This is a genomic window from Mannheimia sp. ZY171111 (assembly GCF_017750945.1).
GTDB classification, from domain to species: Bacteria; Pseudomonadota; Gammaproteobacteria; order Enterobacterales; family Pasteurellaceae; genus Mannheimia; species Mannheimia pernigra.
The window spans coordinates 1466827-1489047 of sequence record NZ_CP046532.1 but is presented as its reverse complement, the minus strand read 5'-3'; the positions used below and the strand labels follow the sequence as shown (position 1 = coordinate 1489047).

The window sequence follows — 22221 nt, the reverse complement described above, 5'->3', positions numbered from 1 at the left end:
CATTCTCGAAATTGTTTAATGTTTAATTAAATTTTTTTCACGTTTACGGCTGATGCACCACGTTCTGAATCTTGAATTTCAAATTGAACTTTTGCACCATCTTCTAATGTACGGTACCCATTGTTTGTTTCAATTGCAGAGAAGTGAACGAACACATCTTTACCACCTTGATCAGGGGTGATGAAACCAAAACCTTTAGTTGAGTTGAACCATTTCACTGTGCCGGTAACTGCTGACATAACATTTTCCTTATAAAAATAAAAAGTAATAAAAATAGATAGCTAAACGGGATATTACAACAGACGCATCTATCAATCACTTGCCCAATTTTTTATTGGGGGAAATAATAAAAAGATTCAACTATTTAACTCTAACGCACGAACAGCTTTCGCTATTAGACCACTTATTCGTTTTTGAAGCAAATTATTTTTATACTTTTATGAAAATTCACCTGAAAAAGAGTCTATCGTTTTTATGATAGGAATGTACAATTTATATAGACGAAGCTTTATAAATAAAATATAGTATTGAGTCGGAGATTTTAATCTTACTTAACAAATTCTCGAATTTTATTTATTAATGGAACTTATTATGTCAGTTATGTCGGAACAACAAGTAGAGCAAACAATAGAACAAACTAACAATAAAACAAATCCAAGCACAAAGGAAGTGATTGCGTATTTAGCGGAAAAATTTCCGCTTTGCTTCACTGTTGAAGGAGAAGTGAAACCCTTAAAAGTAGGGCTTTTCCAAGATTTGGCAGAAGCATTAAAAGATGATGAAAAAGTCAGTAAAACCTTGTTGCGTCAAGCATTACGTAACTACACAAATTCTTGGCGCTATTTGGCGGCAAGTCAAGCAAATGTCGCTCGTGTTGGTTTGCAAGGTGAAGAAGTAGGTTGTGTTACAAAAGAAGAAGCTATTCATGCGTCAGAAACCTTAGCTGAAGCGAAAGCAGCTGTGGCAGAGCGTAAATTACAAGAACGTAAAGCACAGCGTAAAGAATTCTTTAAACAAAAAGCACGTGAAGAAAATGCTAAAAAGCGTGCAGAATCTAAAGTGAAAAAAGTACATTTACCAAAAGCGTCAGAGGAAAAATTAGCGGCTTTAGCAAGTAAATTTGGTCGTCAATAGTTTTCTATCTGGTTTACAGTTACAAGCGGTCAAATTAACGTAGATTTTTACACATTTATGACCGCTTGAATATTTGGAAAAGAAGATGAAATTAATAAAATTCAACAATATATTTGCGATAACTTTAGGTTTATTGCTAAGCAATGCTTTTGCGGTTCAACCCGATATAAAAGAGAGTGGAATTACTATTCCCAAACCCAACGAGCAGCACAGCTTATCTACCAAGAGAGTAACGGCTCGCTTAACGCAATCTCACTATCATAAATTCCAATTAAATGATGCGTTTGCACACAAGATTTTCAATCGTTATATTGATTGGCTTGATCCGTCTCATAACACTTTCCTACAATCTGAAATTGATGAAATGCGTAGCAAATATGCCTCATTATTAGATGATGAATTATATGCAGGAAAGTTAGATTCTGCATTTGCGATATATGAGTTGATGTCCAAACGCCGTTACGAGCGTTATAGTTATGCCTTATCTTTATTGGATAAAGAACCCGATTTAAAAAGCGATGATAACATTGAGATAGATCGCGAAGATGCTGCATTTCCAACAAATATAGAAGAAGCAAATACACTTTGGAAGCAACGTGTTAAAAACGATATTATTAATTTGTATTTAAAAGATAAAAAATGGCCTGAAATTAAGAAAACCTTAACTAAGCGTTATAATTTTGCAATTAAGCGTTTAACACAAGTAAAAGCAGATGATATTTTACAAACTTACTTAAATTCATTTTCTCGTGAAATCGACCCACATACGAGTTATTTATCGCCTCGTGCAGCAAAAGCTTTCCAAGAAAGTATGAACCTTTCATTAGAAGGGATTGGAGCAACGCTTACACAAGAAGATGATGTAACCAGTATAAAATCCCTGGTGCCAGGTGCACCTGCTGCTAAAAGTAAGAAACTAGTAGTGGGCGATAAGATTGTGGGAGTAGGCCAAGGTGAGAAAGGTGAAATCGAAGATGTTATCGGATGGCGTTTAGATGATGTCGTTGATAAGATTAAAGGTAAAAAAGGCACAAAAGTACGCCTAGAAATTGAACCAGAAAAAGGTGGAAAAACCAAAATAATCACGATTGTGCGTGATAAAGTGCGGATTGAAGATAGTGCAGCTAAATTAACAGTTGAGAAAGTTGATGGAAAAAATGTCGGCGTAATTAAGATCCCAACATTCTATATTGGTTTAACCGAAGATGTGCGTAAATTACTTACGCAAATGAGTAAGAAAAATGTTGAAGGATTGATCATTGATTTGCGTGAAAATGGTGGAGGTTCATTAACTGAAGTGATTGAATTAACGGGGCTGTTTATTAAAGGCGGACCTGTTGTTCAAGTCCAAGATGCGTTTAATCGTATCAAAATATACGAAGATCCAGAATCTAAAATCATTTACGACGGCAAAGTTATGGTAATGATTAATCGCCACAGTGCTTCTGCCTCTGAAATTTTTGCTGCTGCAATGCAAGATTATAATCGTGCGATTATTGTTGGTCAGCAAACCTTTGGTAAAGGGACTGTACAACAAAGCCGTTCATTGAATTTTGTGTATGATTTAGATAAAGAACCTTTAGGTTTTATTCAATACACCATTCAAAAATTTTATCGTATTGATGGCGGTAGTACACAGCTAAAAGGGGTAGAGCCAGACATTAAATTTTATGAAATTATTAATGCGGAAAAAACAGGGGAAAGTTTTGAAGATAATGCACTACCTTGGGATAAAGTGCCTGCGGCTCATTATCAAGAGGCTGATAATGCACGAAATGCAGTGTCAGTATTAAAAACAAAGCACGAAGAACGTATTGAGAAGCACCCCGAGTTTATTGTATTAAATGAGAATATTGCAATTCGCAAAGAACGTGATAATCGTAAATTTTTGTCATTAAACTTGGCAGAGCGTTTAAAAGAAGGTAAAGCAGATGATGCTAAACGTTTAAAAGACATTAATGCACGTTTTGCCCGAGAAGGTAAAAAATTATTGAAAAATATTGATGATTTACCAAAAGATTATGAAGCACCTGATTTTTTCTTGAAAGAAGGCTTACAAATGATAGTCGATTGGTCACAAATTGATAAAAAATGATAAATCTGTAATATACACATCAAATATTACCGCTTAGGCGACTAAGCGATCTATTTTTTGAGTAAATTTGCAAATAATGGATTAAGAGGAAGAGTGGGTGAGAATCTTTAAATTATTAATTATGATGATGGCTTTTTCAGGCGTTGCAGTAGCTGAAAAGACAACAGTTATTCATATTTCAGCTGTATCTGTTGTGCAAGATACCATTTTGCCTCAATTAAGTTTAGCAGCTCAGCAGGCTCGTGCAGCAGAATTAATAAAACAAGCAGAGGCTAGAGTGATGCAAGAGATTGGTCATAATGCCTTATTACTAAGCCAAGCCACGATGAAAGTGTATTTAGATAATGAGTTTGCCACAATGTGGCATGATAAGGTAGCAGAAAAAGCCTTTTTAAAGGAATATGCTCTATTTGCTGCAAGTGGCGTGTCGTCTAAATCTGCAAAAGCATTACAACAAATCTTAAACCAGCCAGAAGGTTTAGCAAAAGACATTTTATTGACCGATGGTTTTTTAGATTACTTGTATTACAACAAAAATGTCTTTAAATACGCGAATAATTGGTTATATAACTTAGGAAGTTATACACCTAAAGCCCCTTCTTCAGAGCAAATTACGCAATGGACAAATGCAGTAAAAATGGGAGTTGCAGGTGAATTTGTGACTAATCTTGTGCCCCAAAATCACTTATATCGAGATACAGCACAAAGAGTATTAGCAACCGCAGGAGAGGCGGTTAACAACGCTTTCTATAAGCTGGCATTAAATGTTCAACGTTTACGCATTATTCCAAGTTTTGATAATGGTATTTTTGTTAATATTCCGAGTTACCAATTATATTATTTCCGTGATGGCGTGTTATCCCTACAATCGAAAGTTATTGTTGGGCGAGTAGATCGTAAAACACCTGTAATGTATAGCAAATTAAGTAATGTAGTGGTCAATCCTCCTTGGAATGTGCCATCAGGTATTTTAGCTAAGGATATCATCCCTAAATTAGCTCGAGATCCTGCTTATGCCGAGCGAGCAAGTTTTGAGATTCTTGATAGCAGTGGAAATCAGATTGATCCTCACAGTGTAAACTGGTCAGAGTATGTAAATGCTAAAAATGTCCCATATCGCATTCGCCAGAAAGCAGGCGATGATAGTGCATTAGGTCGCTATAAATTTAATATGCCGACAACTGATGCCATTTTCTTACACGATACGCCAAACAGAGGTTTATTTGGTAGAAAACATCGCACTTTAAGTTCAGGTTGTGTACGAGTGGAAAAAGCCGACGAATTAGCTACTATTTTACTTCAAGAAGCAGGTTGGGGATTAGATAAAAAGAACAGAGTGCTAGGTAGTAAAAAAACAACGTCGGCACAAATTTATTCGGATAATCCCGTTTACTTATATTATGTAACGGCTTGGGTTGAAAACGGTAAAGTTCATACTCTATCAGATATTTATAATTTTGATGTAAATATTCCACAATTTTCAATTAGTTGGGAAAAACTAAAAAGTTTGATCTAAATTAAATAATATTATGAAATTCCAAGAAGATCTCAGATCTTCTTGGAACTTTATTTGAATTCAGGAGACTGATTTAACCTAAGCTTTAAATTATTCACTAACCTATGAGGGAAAAATGGAACAAATTGATATTCAACGCCGTAAGTGGTTATCACTCGGCGGACTTGTGTTAGGGGCTAGCCTTCTGCCAAGTCAAGTAATAGCTGCACTTTCTACCTCAGCTCCTGTTGCGTTGCGTTTTCGTAACATTAATACAGGCGATACTTACACAGCAAAATTTGGTGTAGGTGGTTTAAACAAAAAAGATCTTGGGCAATTAAATTATTTAATGAGAGATCGACACATCAATCAAGTGAAAGCAATTGATCCGAAACTATTCGTCAAACTGAACCAATTACAACGCCGTTTGGGTTTCCAGAATGCAGAGATTTTAGTATTAAGCGGTTATCGCTCTCCTCAAACTAATGCAAAAATGCGTAGCAGAAGTCGTGGTGTTGCAAGCAACAGCTACCATATTCTTGGTAAAGCGGTTGATTTTAGAGTTTCTGGCGTTCCTTTAGCTAAAGTAAAGCAGGTGGCTGAAAGCCTAAATAATGGCGGAGTAGGCTACTATCCGCGTAGTAATTTTATTCATGTTGATACAGGTCCTGTTCGTACTTGGAGAGGCTAACAAGCGGGCATATTTTATGTTTAATTTGCAAATTATTCCTGTCAGCCCATTTCAACAAAACTGTACTGTGATTTGGGATGAAAATAAAAACGCTGCCATTATTGATGCAGGAGATGATGCAAATCGCATCATCGAATTTGTACAATCTCAACACTTAAAAGTACAGAAATTGCTAATTACACACGCCCATTTAGATCATATTATGAGTGTTGAGGCACTCAGAGATCATTTTAAAGTTGAGGTATTTGGTTCTCATATCGCAGACAAGCCATTATTTGAACGCTTGCCAGAAATGTGCCAACAATTTGGCTTACCACCGGTAAGGGGATTTTATCCAGACCATTGGTTAGAAGAAAATGATGTAATTGAAGTTGGTGCATTAAAATATACAATTCGCCATTTGCCAGGACACGCGCCAGGTCATATTGGTTTTTTTGATTTTGAGAATAAAATTACTTTTAGTGGCGATGTATTATTCCAAAATAGTATAGGAAGAACCGACCTCTATATGGGCAATCACCATCAACTTTTAGAAACTATTCGTACTAAAATGTTTGATTTAGAGGATGATTTCATTGTTATTCCTGGACATGGTTCACATACTACTATCGGGCAAGAGAAACAAAATAATCCATTTTTGAAGTCATAAAGAAAAAGCAGAATTTTATCTTCAACAGTAAAAGTAACACTTCCTGAATTCAAATTATTTACAAGCGGTCAAAAATGCCTAATTTTCTGCAAAATTGGCTTGCCTTCTGTTTAATATTGCGAATTCAGGCATTATTATGCGAATAGTTCCAAGCCTAATTCATTAACATATTCAATGGAAATTAAAAGGACTGACAGAATGCAGCCCTAGAATCAAATGAGCCCAACTTTTGGAGTCAGATTATTTTTATTAGACCGAGAATGGATATTGAATAGGCGGATGATATTCATAACCTTCCACTTTAAAATCATCTAGAGTTACCCAAGTTTCTAAATCTTTTAATGATTTAATATCAGGATTAATGATTAATTTCGGAGCATTTAACGCTTCACGTTTTAACTGCACATCACGCATCAATTCAAGTTGATCTTCATAAATATGAGCGTTCACAATTTTATGGAAAGCCTGCCCAGGTTTATGCCCCGTAATTTGTGCCATTAAAGCTAGAAAAGTGTAACACTGAATCATATTCCAATTTAAACCTAATGGCACATCTGCAGAGCGTTGGGTGCTATTTAGATAAAGCTTACCATCTAGTAATGAGAAATGATGGCTATATAAACAAGGACGTAAACAACCCATATGAAACACACCCGGGTGGTAGAATGTATAAATTTCACCGCGATTATCAACCCCTTTTTTTAAATCACTAACAATTTGATGCAGTAAATCAACCGCTCCACCATCAGGTTTCGGAAAATTACGCCCAACCGCACCATAAACTAAACCCATATCATCTTCACCCTTACGGTAAGGATTAGATAACCAAGCGGCATTCTCGTTAGCATTTGCATCCCATGATTTAGTCCCCAAACTACGAAAATCAGCAGCATTGTCGTAGCCTCGAATATAGCCTAATAGTTCAGCTATAGCCGATTTCCAGTAGCTTCTTCTGGTAGTAACTAAAGGGAATTCACCGTTTTCAACATCATAGGTTAAATCAGCATTAATGACTGTAAGGCAACGCTTAGCTGTACGCTCATTCGATACCCATTTCCCTTCATTTACAATCCGATTACACAAATCTAAATACTGCTTCATAGTTACCTCATAAAATTTTTAAGTAATTTTGCCATTTCTTCGGTAAAATAGCTAAAACTTTATGACAAACACAATAGGGGTTATAGATGAAAAAAACAATTAAGTCTATTTTAATGATGACTACAATAGCATTTTTAGTCGCTTGCTCATCAAATAAAAATGGTTGGAAGCTCTTAAATTATTCAGCAGTAGATCAAAAATCTTATGCAATTGCTTACAGCACAACCGCACAAACTTATCAAGACCGAGTAAATGAAAGTTATGATATCAACGCCTTTATGAATGGCGTAAATGATTGGTACACAAAAAAAATCACCTTACCGGTTGAACAAATTCGCGCAATGACAATAAACAGAATGTTAGATCATAATGTTTACGCTTATTATAGCGGTGTGCTTTATGCGGCAGATTTACAAGCTAACTTTAATCATTTATCGCCAACTTGCTGGAACTTATTACAACCAACGAGTATGTCGCAAGGCATTCGTGATGCTATGCTAGATTTACAAAAAAATAAAGTACGTAGCGATAACTATATTAAAAATGGCGTTGAGCAAATTTTACAGCATTGTGTAAACAACCTTGCAAAAGATTAAAAAAGAGAAATATCAACGTAATAAAACGAAAATAGCATTTAAATTTACAAGCGGTAACATTTTTAAAAAAATTTACCGCTTTTTTATAAGCCTATGAAATGCTTAATATTTATTCGTAAAAATTAAAAAATCGTCGTTTTGCTTATAACATAATCAAACACGCTGGAATTTAACATTTTCCAGAAAAAGAATTTGACATCTTTTTAAATTCTAGTAATATGTCGCCCACAGACACAGTGAGTGGTGAGATGGCCGAGCAGGCTGAAGGCGCTCCCCTGCTAAGGGAGTATAGGGTTAAAAAGCTCTATCGAGGGTTCGAATCCCTCTCTCACCGCCATTTCTTTATCACGCACCCGTAGCTCAGCTGGATAGAGTACTCGGCTACGAACCGAGCGGTCAGAGGTTCGAATCCTCTCGGGTGCGCCATTTTATTTACTCTAAAAATAAAATGGTCGCTGATAAACTAAATTTTCATAATTTTTAAATACGCACCCGTAGCTCAGCTGGATAGAGTACTCGGCTACGAACCGAGCGGTCAGAGGTTCGAATCCTCTCGGGTGCGCCATTCACTCAATATTTCATTTCTTTCTTTTCACTACTAAAATTAAACTATTATTCCATTAAGCTATAATTTCGGCTAGACTTAACATTTAGTTGAATGAGGATTTTAAATTGAAAGGATTAATTGCTCGCCTTTTTATCGCAATGACCCTACTACTTTGGGCTTGGGATATGATTTTCCCTTGGCAAAAGATTATTCATTCAGAAGCCAATCACTATACTCAAATTCAGCAGAGTAAAAATCTAAAAGTGGGAATGATTAATCACCCCATTTCGTATTTTGTCGGCCCTGAAGGCAAGAGCGGGATAGAGTATGATTTAGCCACTGCATTTGCACAATATCTAAACGTCAATCTTGAAGTGAAAAACTATGATAGCAGCGAAAAGTTATTTGAGGCTTTAAAAAATAATGATATCGACATTGCCGCTGCAGGTTTACTTTATCACCCAGAATTAAATGAAACGTTTCAAATAGGCCCATCTTATTATTCAGCATCTTGGCAAGTCGTTTATAAAAAAGGGACAACTAGACCATATCGACTTTCTGACTTACAAGAATATGTAATTATTCCAAACGGCTCAGCAGTAATTCCTATACTCAATCAACTTAAACAAGACAACCCCCAGCTAAAATGGCAAATTTCAGATAAATTTACCCAAGAAGAATTATTATTAAAGGTAGCACAAGGAGACATTCCGCATACTATTGCAATGTCGGTAGATGTTTCTTCCGCTCAGCATATCAACCCTAATCTTGCTGTAGGCTTTGATTTAACCGATGAAAATCCTGTTTTATGGTATTTAGCTAATAGCTCTTATAGTGAGCTACAGTCCGCTTTACTAGGCTTTATGTCTGATTCAGTAGAAACAGGATTAATTTCTCGTATAGAAGAAAAATATTTTAACCATTTAGCCAAGTTTGATTATGTCGATATCCAAAGCTACTTAAAAGCAATTCAAACTATATTGCCTAAATATGAGCCCCTTTTCCGTGCACATAAAGGAGATTTAGACTGGCAAATGTTAGCTGCAATTGCCTATCAGGAATCTCACTGGGATCCAGATGCAACTTCTCCAACTGGTGTTCGTGGTATTATGATGCTAACTAAAGACACTGCTGATAGAATGAAAATTTCAGATAGAACCAACCCTGCACAGAGCATAAAAGCAGGTTCTGAATATTTACATATGTTAATGAGGCAAATGCCAGAAACTATCCCACAAGAAGATAGGATTTGGTATAGCTTAGCTGCTTATAATATGGGACTAGGGCATCTATTAGATATCCGCAGATTAACTAAACAACTAGGCGGCGATCCAGACAATTGGTTAGATGTGAAAAAAAATCTGCCACTACTTGCAGAAAAGCGTTATTATACAAGCCTGAAATATGGGTACGCTAGAGGCTATGAAGCACTACAATATGTTGAAAATATACGCCGTTATTATGGCAGTATTATTAATTATCAACGAGTTGAGGAGCGAAGAATACTAGAAGAAACAAGAAGTTTATCTGATAATAAATCAATACAGGAGGATACTTCTCATGAGAAGATTGAAGAAAAAGAAAACTCTACCGACTAGGAAGTTACGCCTACGCCAAATCAAACAAATTAAAGACAGAAAAAGGCTAGTTTCTTCACGTAGAAGATCATTTATGCAAATGCAACAAGAAGCATAATTTATTTTCTTTTGGGTGGTAACTTAAAATGGACAAAAGTGTGGGTTTTACCCACTCTTTTGTTTAGAAAATCCTTTATAAACAATACCTTATGCTTCCTGCTTAAGCCGTTATGGACCCGCAGTTTTTCTTTTCATTGTTTAAATAGATTTTCAATCCGATTTGTTGTCTTTTCTATCCCTAATTCCTCATATTTTTCTTACGCAAAAAGATAATCCATATAGCGTTTTAAACTTGCATAAGCACTTCGTAGATTACGGTGTTTATAAGGAAAATAGCCTTTCTCATTCGGTATCTCTGAACGCTCTTCTAAAAAGACTTTGTGCTTCTCATACCAATTAAATGAACATAAAATTCATTTTTTGCGCTATTTTTCAGTGTCTTGACGATATGTTTTAACGCTTTCCCTGCTTCTGACTTATGCTTCTTTCTCAATACCCTCATGACAATCGCAACCATATGAAATTGGCACATTTGGGTAGGTATATCGAATAAATCTTTTCGTCCATCGCAGGTAATTGATTGAATTATATAACCTTTGGGGCTTTATCAAGGTATCGTTGAATAGGGCTGATTGAGCATTGATAACTTTCAGCAAGCTCTTTTAGTGTCTGTTTTCTAATGGAATAATCATCCCAAATTTTGCTTGGATTAAGTAATTTTTTGTGCGAAAAAGTCTTGTTGCAAGATGTGCATTTATAGCGTCGCTTACTGTCTTTTTTACCGTGCTTTTGGATTGTATCTTGTTGGCAAAAAATACATTTTTTATGTTCATAATTTAAAAAAGTGGGTTAAAGCCTTGTAATATATGACTTTAACCCACTTTTTACTAACACTTTTGTCTATTATGCCTGTATTTCGCAGGGCTTGGTCTTTAAAAAATCTGCACCCTCTTAATAAGTTATTTTGAGGATGCAGAAGATTCTACAAGCGGTTATATTTTCGAATAATTTTACACATTATTCATTATATTGCTTAGAAACGATAAGTTGCATTTGCTGTGAAAGCATTGCCTTTTAATTTAGTGTTGCTACGTCTTAGGTTATCACGGGTGTATTCTGCACCAAGTTCAATATCGCTTGATACCGCATATTTTGCCCCTACACCAACGCCAAAACCACGATAGGTTTTGTTTCCTGCTTTAGTAGAGCTCGCGTCAACTTTAACATAAGGAAGTAATGCGGAAGTAATGCGATAGCCTTGTTGATAAGCAACGGTATATTTATTTTGTTGTTTGACATCCTGAGAAACTTTAGTGCTACCGAGTTTCATTTTACCTTGCACAACACCTACTAAGTTATTGCCTTGATCAATACCGTAATCTACCACGAGCACTGGACCTGTTGAATCTTTACCTTTGATTCCATCTACTTTATATTTTGTGGTAGTTACATCAATACCTACACCAACACCAGTAAATGTATTGCCGACGGGGGCTGCAGAGAGATGAGCAGAGAATAAGCAAGCAAGTGCTGCAACAGTTAATTTTTTCATATATGACTCCTCTTTTTTATTAAGATTCGATATTACCACAAAAACGATAACCTTCACCGTGAATCGTGACGATAATTTCTGGGGTGTTAGGGTGATCTTCAAAATGTTTGCGAATGCGACGAATGGTCACATCAACAGTTCTATCGTGAGGTTTTAATTCACGTCCAGCCATTTTTTTGAGTAAATCTTCACGAGTTTGGATTTTACCTGGATTTTCGCAGAAATGTAATAAGGCTCTAAATTCGCTACGAGGTAGCTTCATTATTTCACCCTCTGGAGTAATAAGGCTATGGCTGTGAATGTCTAATGTCCAGCCGTTAAAGCGATAACTTTCAATCTCAGATTGTGCTTTGGCACCATTATCTTTTTCGCACATTGTGCGTTGGAGCAAATTTCTGGCACGAATAGTTAATTCTCTAGGGTTGAATGGCTTCGTAATATAGTCATCAGCTCCAATTTCTAAACCCAAAATCTTATCAATTTCGTTATCACGACCAGTCAAAAACATTAAAGGAAGTTTGCGTTTCTCGCGAATCTCACGCGCTAAAATCAGTCCATTTTTGCCGGGTAAGTTAATATCCATTAATACAAGATTGATTTCTTGCGTATTGAGTACAGCGTGCATTTCTTCGCCATTAGAAGCTTGAAATACTTGATATCCTTCACCTTCAAAAATGCTTTTGAGCATATTCCGTGTGACTAATTCATCCTCAACAATTAAGATTTGTGGGATTTTCATTGTTTTAACCTCTAATCTAATTTATAAATTCTGTTATATAACTTTTATATTACAAATTGCTGAAATTCTACTTATAAATTTTTATATGGAAAGTGTAAAAATGACAATTTGTTTAATTCAATCAAATTTTGAGTTATTTCTCTCTATCATCAACACCGAGTATCAAATAATTTCCGTTGATGTCTGCAAGGCTACGAAAACCAATATTGTAAATATCGCATCCATACTTGACATTCAGATTGTCATAGTGAAAATTATCATGGTGATGTCCGTGAAAAATCTTAGTTGCCCCTAACTTTCTAGCTAGCTGGTTAATCACTGAAAAGCCTTGTGGATGAGGTTTTGGTGCTTCGTGCGTAATTAAAATATCAGCCTTTTCCTGTTCTAATGCTTCAAAATCCGATGGAAATATAGAAGAGCGATGTCTTAATGGTACTCCACCACGCCAAATTTTTTCTTGTGGCGAGTATTGGCAAAAATGAATCGGATCAAAAAACATAGGTCGGTTAGGTGGCATCCAAATATAACCTCTAAAGACGCCACCAATCCCCGCAATTTTTACGCCTTGAATTTCCACTACCCTGCCGTGAATATTGCGTTCTTTCCAATGGCTGTTCCAAATAGCGTCAAAGGCGGCAACGGTTTTGCTATCATGATTACCGTGAATAAACCAAATATCACAATATTGTGAAAGTTTATCTAATTCATCGGGCTTAGTCAGTTGGAGATCGCCTAGAATAACTAGAGCTACATCTTCTTTTTGTTGTTGCAAAATAGGATAGAGATGTTCATAACTGCCGTGCGGATCTCCTGCAAAAAGTATCATTATTATGTCCGTTACTATTACTGTGATTGTGAATCGTTAAGGTTATATTGTTTAAATTGTAATGGAATCGGCTCTTCATTTAAAATCGCCTCAACAACCTCTTTTGCCTGATTATAACGATCTAAATAACTTGGCGATTCAATTTCAATATAAGGAATGCGGTATTTTTCAAGCAATTTTTTCAATAATTGTTGGAATTGTTGGCGTTGTTTCTTGGAGCCTAAACTACGTAAGCCGTCGGCAACCCATTTTGTGTTGTTAGACAGCAAAATCGTGACATCAAATGGATACTCTCGAATCATTGAATCTAAGAATGGGTGAGATTTACCTTCATATTGAATACAAAACGCCTGCGTTGTAATGTAATCAGTATCAATAATCGCTACTTTATGTGCGTGCTTCATCGCATAATCAACATAACGCTGATGCCCTAGTACCATTTGAGGATAGTCGGAATATTGCATTGCCTGTTCATTACCACCTAGTTGCTCAAACACAAATTCACGCCCGAATTCCCAAGCCGACGTAGTGTTAAACACATTTGCCAACTTACTCACTAATACCGATTTACCGCTACTTTCGCCACCTAAAATTGCAATTGTTTTGACAAAGAACGGGCGAACTTCTTTCGGGATAAAACGCCAATATTGAAACGGATTATTACGAATTTGGGTTGCAGAAACATTAAATGATTCACGAGCAGGATCGACTAAATGTACCTCTAAATTCAAATATTTTTCATACGGATCTTTATCTTGTGTTTCGCTACTAAACACAATGGTTGGATTAATATTTTTTTCTGCAAATAACGCTTTGACACGCGTAGACCAACCTTCCCAACCGTTAGGATAACTTGGAATGCCATCTTCGACTAAATGATGAATAAAAATTTGTTTTTGTTGATATTTAAAAATTTGTTGCACCCAACGAAGGCGATCTTCGTTAGTTGGCATACGCTTCATTTTGCTTTGCTCAAAAAGACGTAAATCACGCTCGGAATCAGTACACACAATAACATGTAGCACATCAACTTTACTGAATGCCTCATAGATCATATTAATATGACCTGTGTGAATTGGGTAAAACTTACCAAAAATGACACCAGAACGCTGATTATTATCTTCGACAATCTCTAAAACTGAGTGTAATGCTTTAAGTTTATTGGCACTTGGATTTTTAATTTTGCCGCTCACAAGTTGATTAAAATAGGCTCGTGTTACACCAGCTTGTTCACAAATATCATTCACTTTAAGTTTGAGCTGTTTGCGTTTTTGTTGAAGATAAGTGAAATCTGTCATAATTATTCTCCCTGAGTTTAACTGCAATCATATAGCAAAATGTAGCATTTGAATATCTTTTTATACAAAATAAGCGATATTTATGTCATATTCATATATTCATTAATAACACATAGGATTTTTTTTCCTTTTTTGCCGATTTATCGCTATAATCACAGCAATTTTCACTCATAAAACGGTTTATATTTTATGCAGCTCATCCGAGGCTTTCACAATTTAGACAAATATAGTGCTTTAAACAAAGGCTGTGTTCTCTCTATTGGAAATTTTGATGGTGTGCATATTGGGCATCAAAATATTCTAGCTCGCTTATGCGATAAAGCACTTGAGTTAGGTTTACCGTCAGTTGTGATGATTTTTGAGCCACAGCCTCGCGAATTTTTTGCAAAAAAAAGTGGAAATTTAACCGCTTGTAGCCCACCTGCTCGCCTTATGCGTTTGCGGGATAAGCTAAAATATTTAGAAGAAACAGGCGTGGACTTTATACTTTACGTTCGTTTTAGTGAAAAATTTGCCCAAATTTCAGCAGATGATTTCATTAGTGATTTATTGGCGAAACGCCTGAAAGTTCGTTATTTAAGCGTAGGCGATGATTTCCGATTCGGTGCAAAACGCAGCGGTGATTTTGAAACCTTACGCAACGCAGGCTTAAAATATCGTTTTGCCGTGGAAGAAAGCCATACTCATAGCTTAAATGAAGAGCGGATTAGTAGCTCATTGGTGCGTGAGGCGTTACAAAACAATGACTTAGACTTAGCCGAAAAATTATTAGGTAAACCTTATTCCATTCACGGTCGAGTTGCACACGGTAATAAACTTGGCAGGACGATAGGCTTTCCAACCGCTAACATTATGCTTAATCGCCTTGTTACTCCTGTTCAAGGGGTATTTGCAGTAAAAGTGAACACTAAACAAGGTTGCTACAACGGTATCGTAAACGTGGGAAATCGTCCCACTATTAATGGCACAAAACCACTATTAGAAGTGCATATTTTCGATTTCAACCTCTCTATTTATGGCGAGGTGATTGAGGTAGTATTTCTTCATAAGATCCGCAATGAAATTAAATTCCCTAACTTTGAGGAATTAAAGGCTCAGATTGAAAAAGACTGTCTGCAAGCGGTAGAATTTTTTAAGAAATTTGCAAGTTAAATCTCTCTAGTTTTCAGCCTCATAGGGGCTTAATTATGCTTAACTGAGTACGGTTAGGCGTTGCTAGGTATAAAACAGATAATTATGTACGAGAAAAAAATGACTATTGATTACAAAAACACCTTAAACCTGCCTGAAACAGGCTTTCCGATGCGAGGGGATCTCGCAAAACGCGAACCTGATATGTTAAAAAACTGGTACGACAAAAACCTCTACCAGAAAATTCGTATCGCCTCTAAAGGCAAGAAGACTTTTATTTTGCACGATGGTCCTCCGTATGCGAACGGTAATCTGCATTTAGGGCACGCTGTAAATAAAATTTTGAAAGATATTATTATGAAGTCTAAGACTTCATTGGGCTATGACACGCCTTATGTGCCGGGTTGGGACTGCCACGGTTTACCGATTGAGCTGAAAGTAGAAGGCATTGTGGGCAAGCCGAACGAAAAAATTTCAGCGGCGGAGTTCCGTCAAGCGTGCCGTGATTATGCCAAAGAGCAGGTGGAAGGGCAGAAAGCAGACTTTATCCGTATGGGCATTTTAGGCGATTGGGATAATCCATACCTCACAATGAATTTCAACACCGAAGCGAATATTATCCGAACTTTAGGTAAAGTGATCGCAAATGGTCATTTATATAAAGGTTCAAAACCAGTTCATTGGTGCTTAGATTGCGGTTCTTCTTTGGCAGAAGCGGAAGTGGAATATGAGGATAAAGTATCACCTTCAATTTATGTGCGTTTTGAAGCGGTAGATGCAGCTGAGGTGGAAGCAAAATTCAATGCACAAAGCAAAGGCAGTGGTAAATTATCCGCCGTGATTTGGACGACTACGCCGTGGACGATTCCCTCTAACCGTGCAATTGCAATTAATCCTGAATTAGCCTATGCCTTAGTGCAATTCGGCGATGAGCGTGTGGTACTAGCGGTCGATTTAGTGGAAGATGTTGCAAAAGTAGCAGGCGTGGAAGCCTTTGAAATTTTGGCGACCACTCAAGGTGAAAACCTAGAATTATTACGCTTTAACCACCCATTTTACGAGTTTAACGTGCCATTTATTTTCGGCGACCACGTTACCACCGATGGCGGTACGGGCTTGGTTCACACCGCACCAGACCACGGTGCGGACGACTTTGTCGTGGCTCGTAAATATAATATCGAAATGGCTGGCCTAATTTCAAACGATGGTAAATTTAAAGCAGAAACGCCATTCTTTGCTGGTTTAGGTGTGTTTGAATCGAACGAAAAAGTCGTGGAAAAACTGCAAGAAGTGGGGGCGTTATTAAAATTATCCCGCATTAAACATAGCTATCCACACTGCTGGCGTCATAAAACGCCGATTATTTTCCGTGCTACTCCACAATGGTTTATCGGTATGGAAACCCAAGGCTTACGCCAACAAGCATTAGGCGAAATCAAATCGGTACGTTGGATCCCAAGCTGGGGCGAAGCTCGTATTGATAATATGGTGGCAAACCGCCCAGATTGGTGTATTTCACGTCAGCGTACTTGGGGTGTGCCAATGGCAATGTTTGTTCATAATGAAACTGAAGAACTGCACCCACGCACTTTAGAGCTTATCGAAGAAGTGGCAAAACGTGTGGAAGAAAAAGGCATTCAAGCGTGGTGGGATTTAGATCCAGCAGAGCTATTAGGTGATGATGCGAAAGAGTACCGCAAAGTGCCAGATACGCTTGATGTGTGGTTTGATTCAGGATCAACTTATGCCTCTGTTGTAGAACAACGCCCAGAGTTTAATGGCAAATCTGCTGATATGTATTTAGAAGGTTCAGACCAACATCGTGGTTGGTTTATGTCATCATTAATGCTTTCCACCGCAACTAACGGCAAAGCTCCATACAAGCAAGTTTTAACGCACGGTTTCACCGTAGATGAAAAAGGCAGAAAAATGTCGAAATCACTCGGTAACGTGATTGTGCCAAGTGAAGTATGGAACAAAAATGGAGCGGATATTTTACGTTTATGGGTGGCTTCAACCGATTACACAGGCGAAATTGCGGTTTCACACAATATTTTAAACAGTGCAGGGGAATCTTACCGTCGCATTCGTAATACGGCTCGCTTCTTGTTAGCGAACTTAAACGGCTTTGATCCGAAACGTGATTTAGTTAAACCAGAAGAGATGATCGCTTTAGATCGCTGGGCAGTATCGTGTGCGTTAGAGGCTCAAAACGAGATCAAAGAAGCTTACGACAACTATCAATTCCACACGGTGGTGCAACGCTTAATGCGTTTCTGCTCAATTGAGATGGGGTCGTTCTATTTAGATATTATCAAAGATCGTCAATACACGACTAAAGCAGACAGTCTTGCTCGCCGTAGTTGCCAAACTGCGTTGTGGCACATTTCTGAGGCTTTGGTACGCTGGATTGCACCAATCCTGTCATTTACTGCTGATGAAGTTTGGGGCTACTTACCGCAAGTAGAAAACCGAAGTGAGTTTGTCTTTACCGAAGAATTTTATGACGGTTTATTTACCTTAACTGAGCAAGATAAATTAGATGACGTTTACTGGCAGCAAATCTTAAAAGTACGTTCGGAAGTAAACCGAGTGCTTGAGCAAGCCCGTAAAGACAAAATTATTGGTGCAGGCTTAGAAGCAAAAGTAACGGTATATGCAAATGATGAAATTCGCCGATTGTTAGAACAACTTGGCAATGAATTACGTTTTGTATTAATTACCTCACAAGCTATCATCAAGCCACTTGTTAAATCAGATATTACTGAAGGCGAATTAGCTGGTTTAGCAGTGAAAGTCGAAAATGCAGATGGCGAGAAATGTCCTCGTTGCTGGCACTACGCTACCGATATCGGCAGCCACGCAGATCACAAAGAAATTTGCGGACGTTGTGTGGAAAACGTAGCGAAAGTTGGTGAGAAACGCTTGTTTGCTTAATTGATAAATTGAGTATGTTAGGCAGGGAAACCCCTGCCTTAATTTTTTATAGGGTAAGTGCATTTATACGCAATATAAATTTTCGTTTATTCATTTCACTTGCCTCTATCCAAATGCAGCTTATGTGTGCCGTTAAGCGAAAATCGCTTTATTGCCAATTTCAGTGTAAAATACGTGCCATTGATTGAAAGATCAGGAATTTTAGAATGTTAATTTTAAATAAACAACGCAAAGCCAAACATGTATTGGAAAATTTGCCCTATTTGCCGCAACAAGCGGAGCAGGTGACATTTCTCTCCTCAAGCCAAGCGTTTAAGCAGGAAATTCTCAAGCGGATTGCGTCTGCAAAAAATCGGATTTATTTGACCGCTTTATACTTTGAAAAGGACGAAGCAGGGCAGGAAATTTTAACTGCACTTTATGATGCTAAACGAAGTAACCCTGATTTAGACATTAAGGTATTAGTTGATTGGCATAGGGCTCAACGTGGGCGTATTGGGGAAGTAGAAAATCTTTCAAATGCAGGCTGGTATAATCAGTTTAGCATAGAGCAAAATTTACCCGAAGGCCAAGAAATTGCATTTTACGGTGTGCCGATTAATAGACGGGAAGTATTTGGTGTGCTGCATCTCAAAGGTTTTGTATTTGATGATACGATTTTGTACAGTGGTGCAAGTATTAATAACGTTTATTTACACCAATTCGATCGTTATCGTTACGACCGCTATCACGTAATTAAAAATAAAGCGTTATCGGATAGTTGGGTAGATTTTATTCAACAAAATATATTATCTAGTGAAGTGGTTAAGCGTTTAGATACAGCTAACCGCATGAAAACAAGTGAAATTCGCCCACAAATTAATGCCTTTCGCAAGCAATTAAGCCGAGAAAAGTATCCGCTTAAAGGTGCTTTGAGAAGTCACGATTTGATGGTTGCGCCATTGTTTGGTTTAGGTCGTCGCAGAAATCAGCTCAACAAAGTTATTGAGGCGTTGTTCTACCAAACAGAACAAAAATTAACGATTTGCACGCCTTATTTTAATTTTCCGCTTTCGTTAAGAACTCGTATTGAATGGTTGCTGGCAAACGGCAAATCAGTGGAAATTATTGTGGGCGATAAAACCGCTAATGATTTCTATACCAAGCCTGATGAAAAGTTTACGATGGCATCAGCATTGCCTTATTTGTATGAAAAGAACTTACGGGCTTTTGCTAAGCGGTTAGATTTTTATATTCAAAATCAACAGCTTACTATTCGTTTGTGGAAAGATGGCGAAAATAGTTATCACCTAAAAGGGGTGTGGGTAGATAACCGCTATATTTTGCTCACAGGGAATAATTTAAATCCGCGTGCGTGGCGTTTAGATGCTGAAAATGCGATTTTAATTTCTGACCCGAAAGCAGAGCTAAGTGAAAAAGCGGAAATGGAGTTGAGCCAAATTCGCCAACATACGCAGGTTTTAAGCCATTATAGCGATTTAGAAGTGCTGACAGATTACCCTGAAAATGTGCGTAAATTGCTGAAAAAATTTGGTAGAGTTAAACTTGATAAAATTGTGAAGATGTTATTGTAGTAGATTTTGTATGGGCGGACCGATGTGTTCGCCCAATTTTAAGGAAAAATATGAGCGAACAAATTTATGGTATTCACGCTGTGAAAGCTTTCTTAGACAATGCTCCAGAGCGTTTAATTGAGGTGCTAGTGCTTAAAGGGAGAGAAGATAAGCGATTAATTCCGTTATTAAATGAATTACAACGTTTAGGCGTTTCAGTGCAACAGGTTAATCGCCAAACGTTGGATAATAAATCACAAGGTGAAGTGCATCAAGGTATTATTGCGAAAGTCGTGCCACAAAAAGAGTTAAACGAACACGATTTAGATGCAATTCTCAGCCAAAAACAGAATCCGTTGCTACTTATTTTAGATGGTGTTACCGATCCTCATAATCTTGGTGCGTGCTTGCGTACTGCTGATGCAGCAGGGGTTGATGCGGTAATCGTGCCAAAAGACAAATCGGCCCAACTGACATCAATCGCTCGTAAAGTGGCTTGTGGTGCAGCAGAGGTAATGCCGCTTATTCGCGTTACCAATCTTGCCCGTACAATGCGTGATTTGCAAGAAACCTACAATATATGGATTGTTGGAACAGCAGGAGAAGCCACGTCTAGTATTTATGAAGCGAAATTAACTGGCTCAATTGCCTTAGTGATGGGAGCAGAAGGAGATGGAATGCGTCGTTTAACTCGTGAGCATTGTGATCAGCTTATCAGCATTCCAATGGCAGGCTCGGTATCATCGCTTAACGTCTCTGTAGCAACAGGTGTTTGTTTGTTTGAAATTGTTCGCCAAAAGCTGGCAATAGAATAAGAAAAAAAGATGAGTGTAGTAGGAGCTTATAGTCAGGATTTGTAATATTATGAAAGTGGCGGGCAAATAACCCGCCTTTCTTATTATTTGGAACCAGATCCCCAATTAAACCCCCAATTATAATAGTGATCGCACTCTTTATGTCCGTTGTGGAAAGTGATCTCTTTCCTTACTGACATTTGATTTCCGTGAAACTCAATTGAGGCAATCGCACAGAATGTTCTGGGATCAATTTGTCTACCCATTTCCACGACAATATCAGGCTGGCTAGGCACTTTTACTGTTACTACTGCATCAGATTCCCCCCATCTAGCTACACCCTCATAGATGAAACAGTAAACGATAATTCGTTTAATATATTGAGTTCCTTGCGGATTCACTAAAATATTCTCACCTGAATTATTGCCAGCACCTCGATCATCGCCACAATGCCAAATATAAGGGGCTTCGGTATAGCAACCTTGTCGGGTACGTTGATTTCTAGCTCCTCCTCGATTATGTGAAAATTGTAATCCATCAATCACTGAAGATTGCCCATTATTTAATTCATAATAACATCCTAAATCTAAATCAATATCTTGGCTTTTGTTAAATAGGTTGGCAAATAGCCCACTATTTTTTTCTGCGTCCAATTTAAATTGATTACAATGTTTTGATTATTACTTTTAGATAAATCAATACTCGTAGAATCTCCCGATTTTTCTAATACGACTCTACTAAGTGATATTTTAGGCTTTTTAGTTACATCAATCGCCATATGCTTTCTCCATAAAAAATGGGTAATTGCTTACCCATTTATCCAATTAAATATTAATACCGTAATTTCTTGCTAATGCTGCTAAACCACCGGCAAAGCCTTGTCCTACGGCACGGAATTTCCATTCTCCGTCATGGCGATAGATTTCACCAAAAATCATTACTGTTTCAGTTGAAGCATCTTCACTTAAATCAAAACGAGCGATTTCATTATTATTTGCTCCATCTACACAACGAACAAATGCACCAATAATTTGACCGAAATTCTGTTTTCTTGATTCTGCTTCATGAATAGTTACTATAATCGCAATTTTTTCTACCATAGTAGGTAATTTGTCAAGGTGTACAATGATGCTTTCATCATCACCATCGCCAGCTCCGGTACGGTTATCACCCGTATGTTCAACACTGCCATCAATTGATTTCAAATTGTTATAAAAAATAAAATCGGCATCTGAACGTACTTTTCCATTTGCATCCAAAATAAATGCACTAGCGTCTATATCAAATTCTGCACCATCGGTTGTGCGAACATCCCAACCTAATCCAATCACTAATTTAGTTAAATTAGGGGCGTTTTTACTTAGGCTTACATTACCGCCTTTTGATAAAGATACTGACATATAAATTCTCCATTAAGTTGATGAGTAAAAATGCACCTTCATAGAA

Annotated in this window: 19 protein-coding genes, 3 tRNA genes and 1 pseudogene; 14 read left to right on the top strand and 9 right to left on the bottom strand. The window is 37.4% G+C overall.

Going from position 1 to position 22221, the window contains the following annotated elements; translation table 11 throughout:
• Window positions 1-26: 26 nt before the first annotated feature.
• On the bottom strand, window positions 27-239 hold the full coding sequence (locus tag GM698_RS07175; RefSeq protein ID WP_159628503.1) for a cold-shock protein: 213 nt from the start codon (window positions 237-239) through the stop codon (window positions 27-29).
• 361 nt (window positions 240-600) lie between these two features.
• On the opposite strand from GM698_RS07175, the gene proQ reads away from it, so the two are divergent.
• The 5 genes from proQ (at window position 601) to GM698_RS07150 (ending at window position 6064) form a co-directional block, all read left to right on the top strand.
• Window positions 601-1134, top strand: a complete 534-nt coding sequence (gene proQ / locus GM698_RS07170; protein WP_176808958.1) for an RNA chaperone ProQ — start codon at window positions 601-603, stop codon at window positions 1132-1134.
• Between the two features lie 85 nt (window positions 1135-1219).
• The gene (gene prc, locus GM698_RS07165) at window positions 1220-3229 is read left to right on the top strand and encodes a carboxy terminal-processing peptidase (protein ID WP_176807352.1); all 2010 of its coding nucleotides are present in this window, start codon (window positions 1220-1222) and stop codon (window positions 3227-3229) included.
• A 121-nt stretch (window positions 3230-3350) separates the two neighbouring features.
• Window positions 3351-4745: a L,D-transpeptidase family protein gene (locus GM698_RS07160; RefSeq protein WP_176808959.1), complete on the top strand. Its 1395-nt coding sequence runs from the start codon at window positions 3351-3353 to the stop codon at window positions 4743-4745.
• Window positions 4746-4860: 115 nt separating this feature from the next.
• Complete coding sequence (locus GM698_RS07155; protein ID WP_176807353.1) at window positions 4861-5415, top strand: YcbK family protein; 555 nt, start codon at window positions 4861-4863, stop codon at window positions 5413-5415.
• Window positions 5416-5431: 16 nt separating this feature from the next.
• Window positions 5432-6064, top strand: coding sequence for an MBL fold metallo-hydrolase (locus tag GM698_RS07150; protein WP_176811891.1), 633 nt, complete (start codon window positions 5432-5434; stop codon window positions 6062-6064).
• Window positions 6065-6313: 249 nt separating this feature from the next.
• Here the strand turns inward: GM698_RS07150 and GM698_RS07145 are convergent, their stop codons facing one another.
• The gene (locus GM698_RS07145; RefSeq protein ID WP_176807355.1) at window positions 6314-7165 is read right to left on the bottom strand and encodes a thymidylate synthase; all 852 of its coding nucleotides are present in this window, start codon (window positions 7163-7165) and stop codon (window positions 6314-6316) included.
• 86 nt (window positions 7166-7251) lie between these two features.
• Between GM698_RS07145 and GM698_RS07140 the strand changes: the two genes are divergently transcribed.
• The 5 genes from GM698_RS07140 (at window position 7252) to mltF (ending at window position 9906) form a co-directional block, all read left to right on the top strand.
• The gene (locus tag GM698_RS07140) at window positions 7252-7761 is read left to right on the top strand and encodes a hypothetical protein (protein WP_159628509.1); all 510 of its coding nucleotides are present in this window, start codon (window positions 7252-7254) and stop codon (window positions 7759-7761) included.
• Between the two features lie 242 nt (window positions 7762-8003).
• A tRNA-Ser gene (locus GM698_RS07135) sits at window positions 8004-8098 on the top strand.
• A gap of 12 nt (window positions 8099-8110) precedes the next feature.
• Window positions 8111-8187: transfer RNA gene (locus GM698_RS07130), tRNA-Arg, on the top strand.
• 62 nt (window positions 8188-8249) lie between these two features.
• Window positions 8250-8326 (top strand) — tRNA-Arg (locus GM698_RS07125).
• Between the two features lie 107 nt (window positions 8327-8433).
• Entirely contained in the window at window positions 8434-9906 is a 1473-nt protein-coding gene (gene mltF / locus GM698_RS07120) for a membrane-bound lytic murein transglycosylase MltF (protein WP_176807356.1), read from the top strand.
• 98 nt (window positions 9907-10004) lie between these two features.
• Here the strand turns inward: mltF and GM698_RS10615 are convergent.
• The 5 genes and pseudogenes from GM698_RS10615 to nadR all read right to left on the bottom strand — a co-directional run bounded on the left by GM698_RS10615 (window position 10005) and on the right by nadR (window position 14360).
• Window positions 10005-10578 (bottom strand): annotated as a pseudogene (locus GM698_RS10615) (transposase).
• Between the two features lie 400 nt (window positions 10579-10978).
• Complete coding sequence (locus tag GM698_RS07115) at window positions 10979-11497, bottom strand: porin family protein (RefSeq protein ID WP_176807357.1); 519 nt, start codon at window positions 11495-11497, stop codon at window positions 10979-10981.
• A gap of 19 nt (window positions 11498-11516) precedes the next feature.
• The gene (gene arcA, locus GM698_RS07110; RefSeq protein WP_159628512.1) at window positions 11517-12236 is read right to left on the bottom strand and encodes a two-component system response regulator ArcA; all 720 of its coding nucleotides are present in this window, start codon (window positions 12234-12236) and stop codon (window positions 11517-11519) included.
• A 133-nt stretch (window positions 12237-12369) separates the two neighbouring features.
• Window positions 12370-13062: a metallophosphoesterase gene (locus GM698_RS07105; RefSeq protein WP_209289170.1), complete on the bottom strand. Its 693-nt coding sequence runs from the start codon at window positions 13060-13062 to the stop codon at window positions 12370-12372.
• Between the two features lie 17 nt (window positions 13063-13079).
• Window positions 13080-14360 carry a multifunctional transcriptional regulator/nicotinamide-nucleotide adenylyltransferase/ribosylnicotinamide kinase NadR gene (nadR, locus tag GM698_RS07100; RefSeq protein WP_176807360.1) on the bottom strand — a complete coding sequence of 427 codons (1281 nt, stop codon included), beginning with the start codon at window positions 14358-14360 and terminating at the stop codon, window positions 13080-13082.
• Between the two features lie 189 nt (window positions 14361-14549).
• Here nadR and ribF point away from each other — a divergent pair, with 189 nt between their 5' ends.
• The 4 genes from ribF (at window position 14550) to rlmB (ending at window position 20796) form a co-directional block, all read left to right on the top strand.
• On the top strand, window positions 14550-15512 hold the full coding sequence (gene ribF, locus GM698_RS07095) for a bifunctional riboflavin kinase/FAD synthetase (RefSeq protein WP_176807361.1): 963 nt from the start codon (window positions 14550-14552) through the stop codon (window positions 15510-15512).
• Between the two features lie 99 nt (window positions 15513-15611).
• On the top strand, window positions 15612-18428 hold the full coding sequence (gene ileS, locus GM698_RS07090; protein WP_209289169.1) for an isoleucine--tRNA ligase: 2817 nt from the start codon (window positions 15612-15614) through the stop codon (window positions 18426-18428).
• 206 nt (window positions 18429-18634) lie between these two features.
• Window positions 18635-20002, top strand: a complete 1368-nt coding sequence (gene pssA / locus GM698_RS07085) for a CDP-diacylglycerol--serine O-phosphatidyltransferase (RefSeq protein WP_209289168.1) — start codon at window positions 18635-18637, stop codon at window positions 20000-20002.
• A gap of 50 nt (window positions 20003-20052) precedes the next feature.
• Window positions 20053-20796, top strand: coding sequence for a 23S rRNA (guanosine(2251)-2'-O)-methyltransferase RlmB (rlmB, locus tag GM698_RS07080; RefSeq protein WP_159628518.1), 744 nt, complete (start codon window positions 20053-20055; stop codon window positions 20794-20796).
• Window positions 20797-20879: 83 nt separating this feature from the next.
• Here the strand turns inward: rlmB and GM698_RS07075 are convergent, their stop codons facing one another.
• The gene (locus GM698_RS07075; protein ID WP_245189255.1) at window positions 20880-21428 is read right to left on the bottom strand and encodes a stress protein; all 549 of its coding nucleotides are present in this window, start codon (window positions 21426-21428) and stop codon (window positions 20880-20882) included.
• Window positions 21429-21599: 171 nt separating this feature from the next.
• Window positions 21600-22175: a TerD family protein gene (locus GM698_RS07070; protein WP_209289167.1), complete on the bottom strand. Its 576-nt coding sequence runs from the start codon at window positions 22173-22175 to the stop codon at window positions 21600-21602.
• Window positions 22176-22221: the final 46 nt, after the last annotated feature.

What these genes read in the sequence shown, in the direction of transcription:
- GM698_RS07175 (WP_159628503.1), bottom strand. Translation starts at nt 239, where the DNA reads ATGTCAGCAGTTACCGGCACAGTGAAATGGTTCAACTCAACTAAAGGT.
- proQ (WP_176808958.1), top strand. Translation starts at nt 601, where the DNA reads ATGTCGGAACAACAAGTAGAGCAAACAATAGAACAAACTAACAATAAA.
- prc (WP_176807352.1), top strand. Translation starts at nt 1,220, where the DNA reads ATGAAATTAATAAAATTCAACAATATATTTGCGATAACTTTAGGTTTA.
- GM698_RS07160 (WP_176808959.1), top strand. Translation starts at nt 3,351, where the DNA reads ATGATGATGGCTTTTTCAGGCGTTGCAGTAGCTGAAAAGACAACAGTT.
- GM698_RS07155 (WP_176807353.1), top strand. Translation starts at nt 4,861, where the DNA reads ATGGAACAAATTGATATTCAACGCCGTAAGTGGTTATCACTCGGCGGA.
- GM698_RS07150 (WP_176811891.1), top strand. Translation starts at nt 5,432, where the DNA reads ATGTTTAATTTGCAAATTATTCCTGTCAGCCCATTTCAACAAAACTGT.
- GM698_RS07145 (WP_176807355.1), bottom strand. Translation starts at nt 7,165, where the DNA reads ATGAAGCAGTATTTAGATTTGTGTAATCGGATTGTAAATGAAGGGAAA.
- GM698_RS07140 (WP_159628509.1), top strand. Translation starts at nt 7,252, where the DNA reads ATGAAAAAAACAATTAAGTCTATTTTAATGATGACTACAATAGCATTT.
- GM698_RS07115 (WP_176807357.1), bottom strand. Translation starts at nt 11,497, where the DNA reads ATGAAAAAATTAACTGTTGCAGCACTTGCTTGCTTATTCTCTGCTCAT.
- arcA (WP_159628512.1), bottom strand. Translation starts at nt 12,236, where the DNA reads ATGAAAATCCCACAAATCTTAATTGTTGAGGATGAATTAGTCACACGG.
- GM698_RS07105 (WP_209289170.1), bottom strand. Translation starts at nt 13,062, where the DNA reads ATGATACTTTTTGCAGGAGATCCGCACGGCAGTTATGAACATCTCTAT.
- nadR (WP_176807360.1), bottom strand. Translation starts at nt 14,360, where the DNA reads ATGACAGATTTCACTTATCTTCAACAAAAACGCAAACAGCTCAAACTT.
- ribF (WP_176807361.1), top strand. Translation starts at nt 14,550, where the DNA reads ATGCAGCTCATCCGAGGCTTTCACAATTTAGACAAATATAGTGCTTTA.
- ileS (WP_209289169.1), top strand. Translation starts at nt 15,612, where the DNA reads ATGACTATTGATTACAAAAACACCTTAAACCTGCCTGAAACAGGCTTT.
- pssA (WP_209289168.1), top strand. Translation starts at nt 18,635, where the DNA reads ATGTTAATTTTAAATAAACAACGCAAAGCCAAACATGTATTGGAAAAT.
- rlmB (WP_159628518.1), top strand. Translation starts at nt 20,053, where the DNA reads ATGAGCGAACAAATTTATGGTATTCACGCTGTGAAAGCTTTCTTAGAC.
- GM698_RS07070 (WP_209289167.1), bottom strand. Translation starts at nt 22,175, where the DNA reads ATGTCAGTATCTTTATCAAAAGGCGGTAATGTAAGCCTAAGTAAAAAC.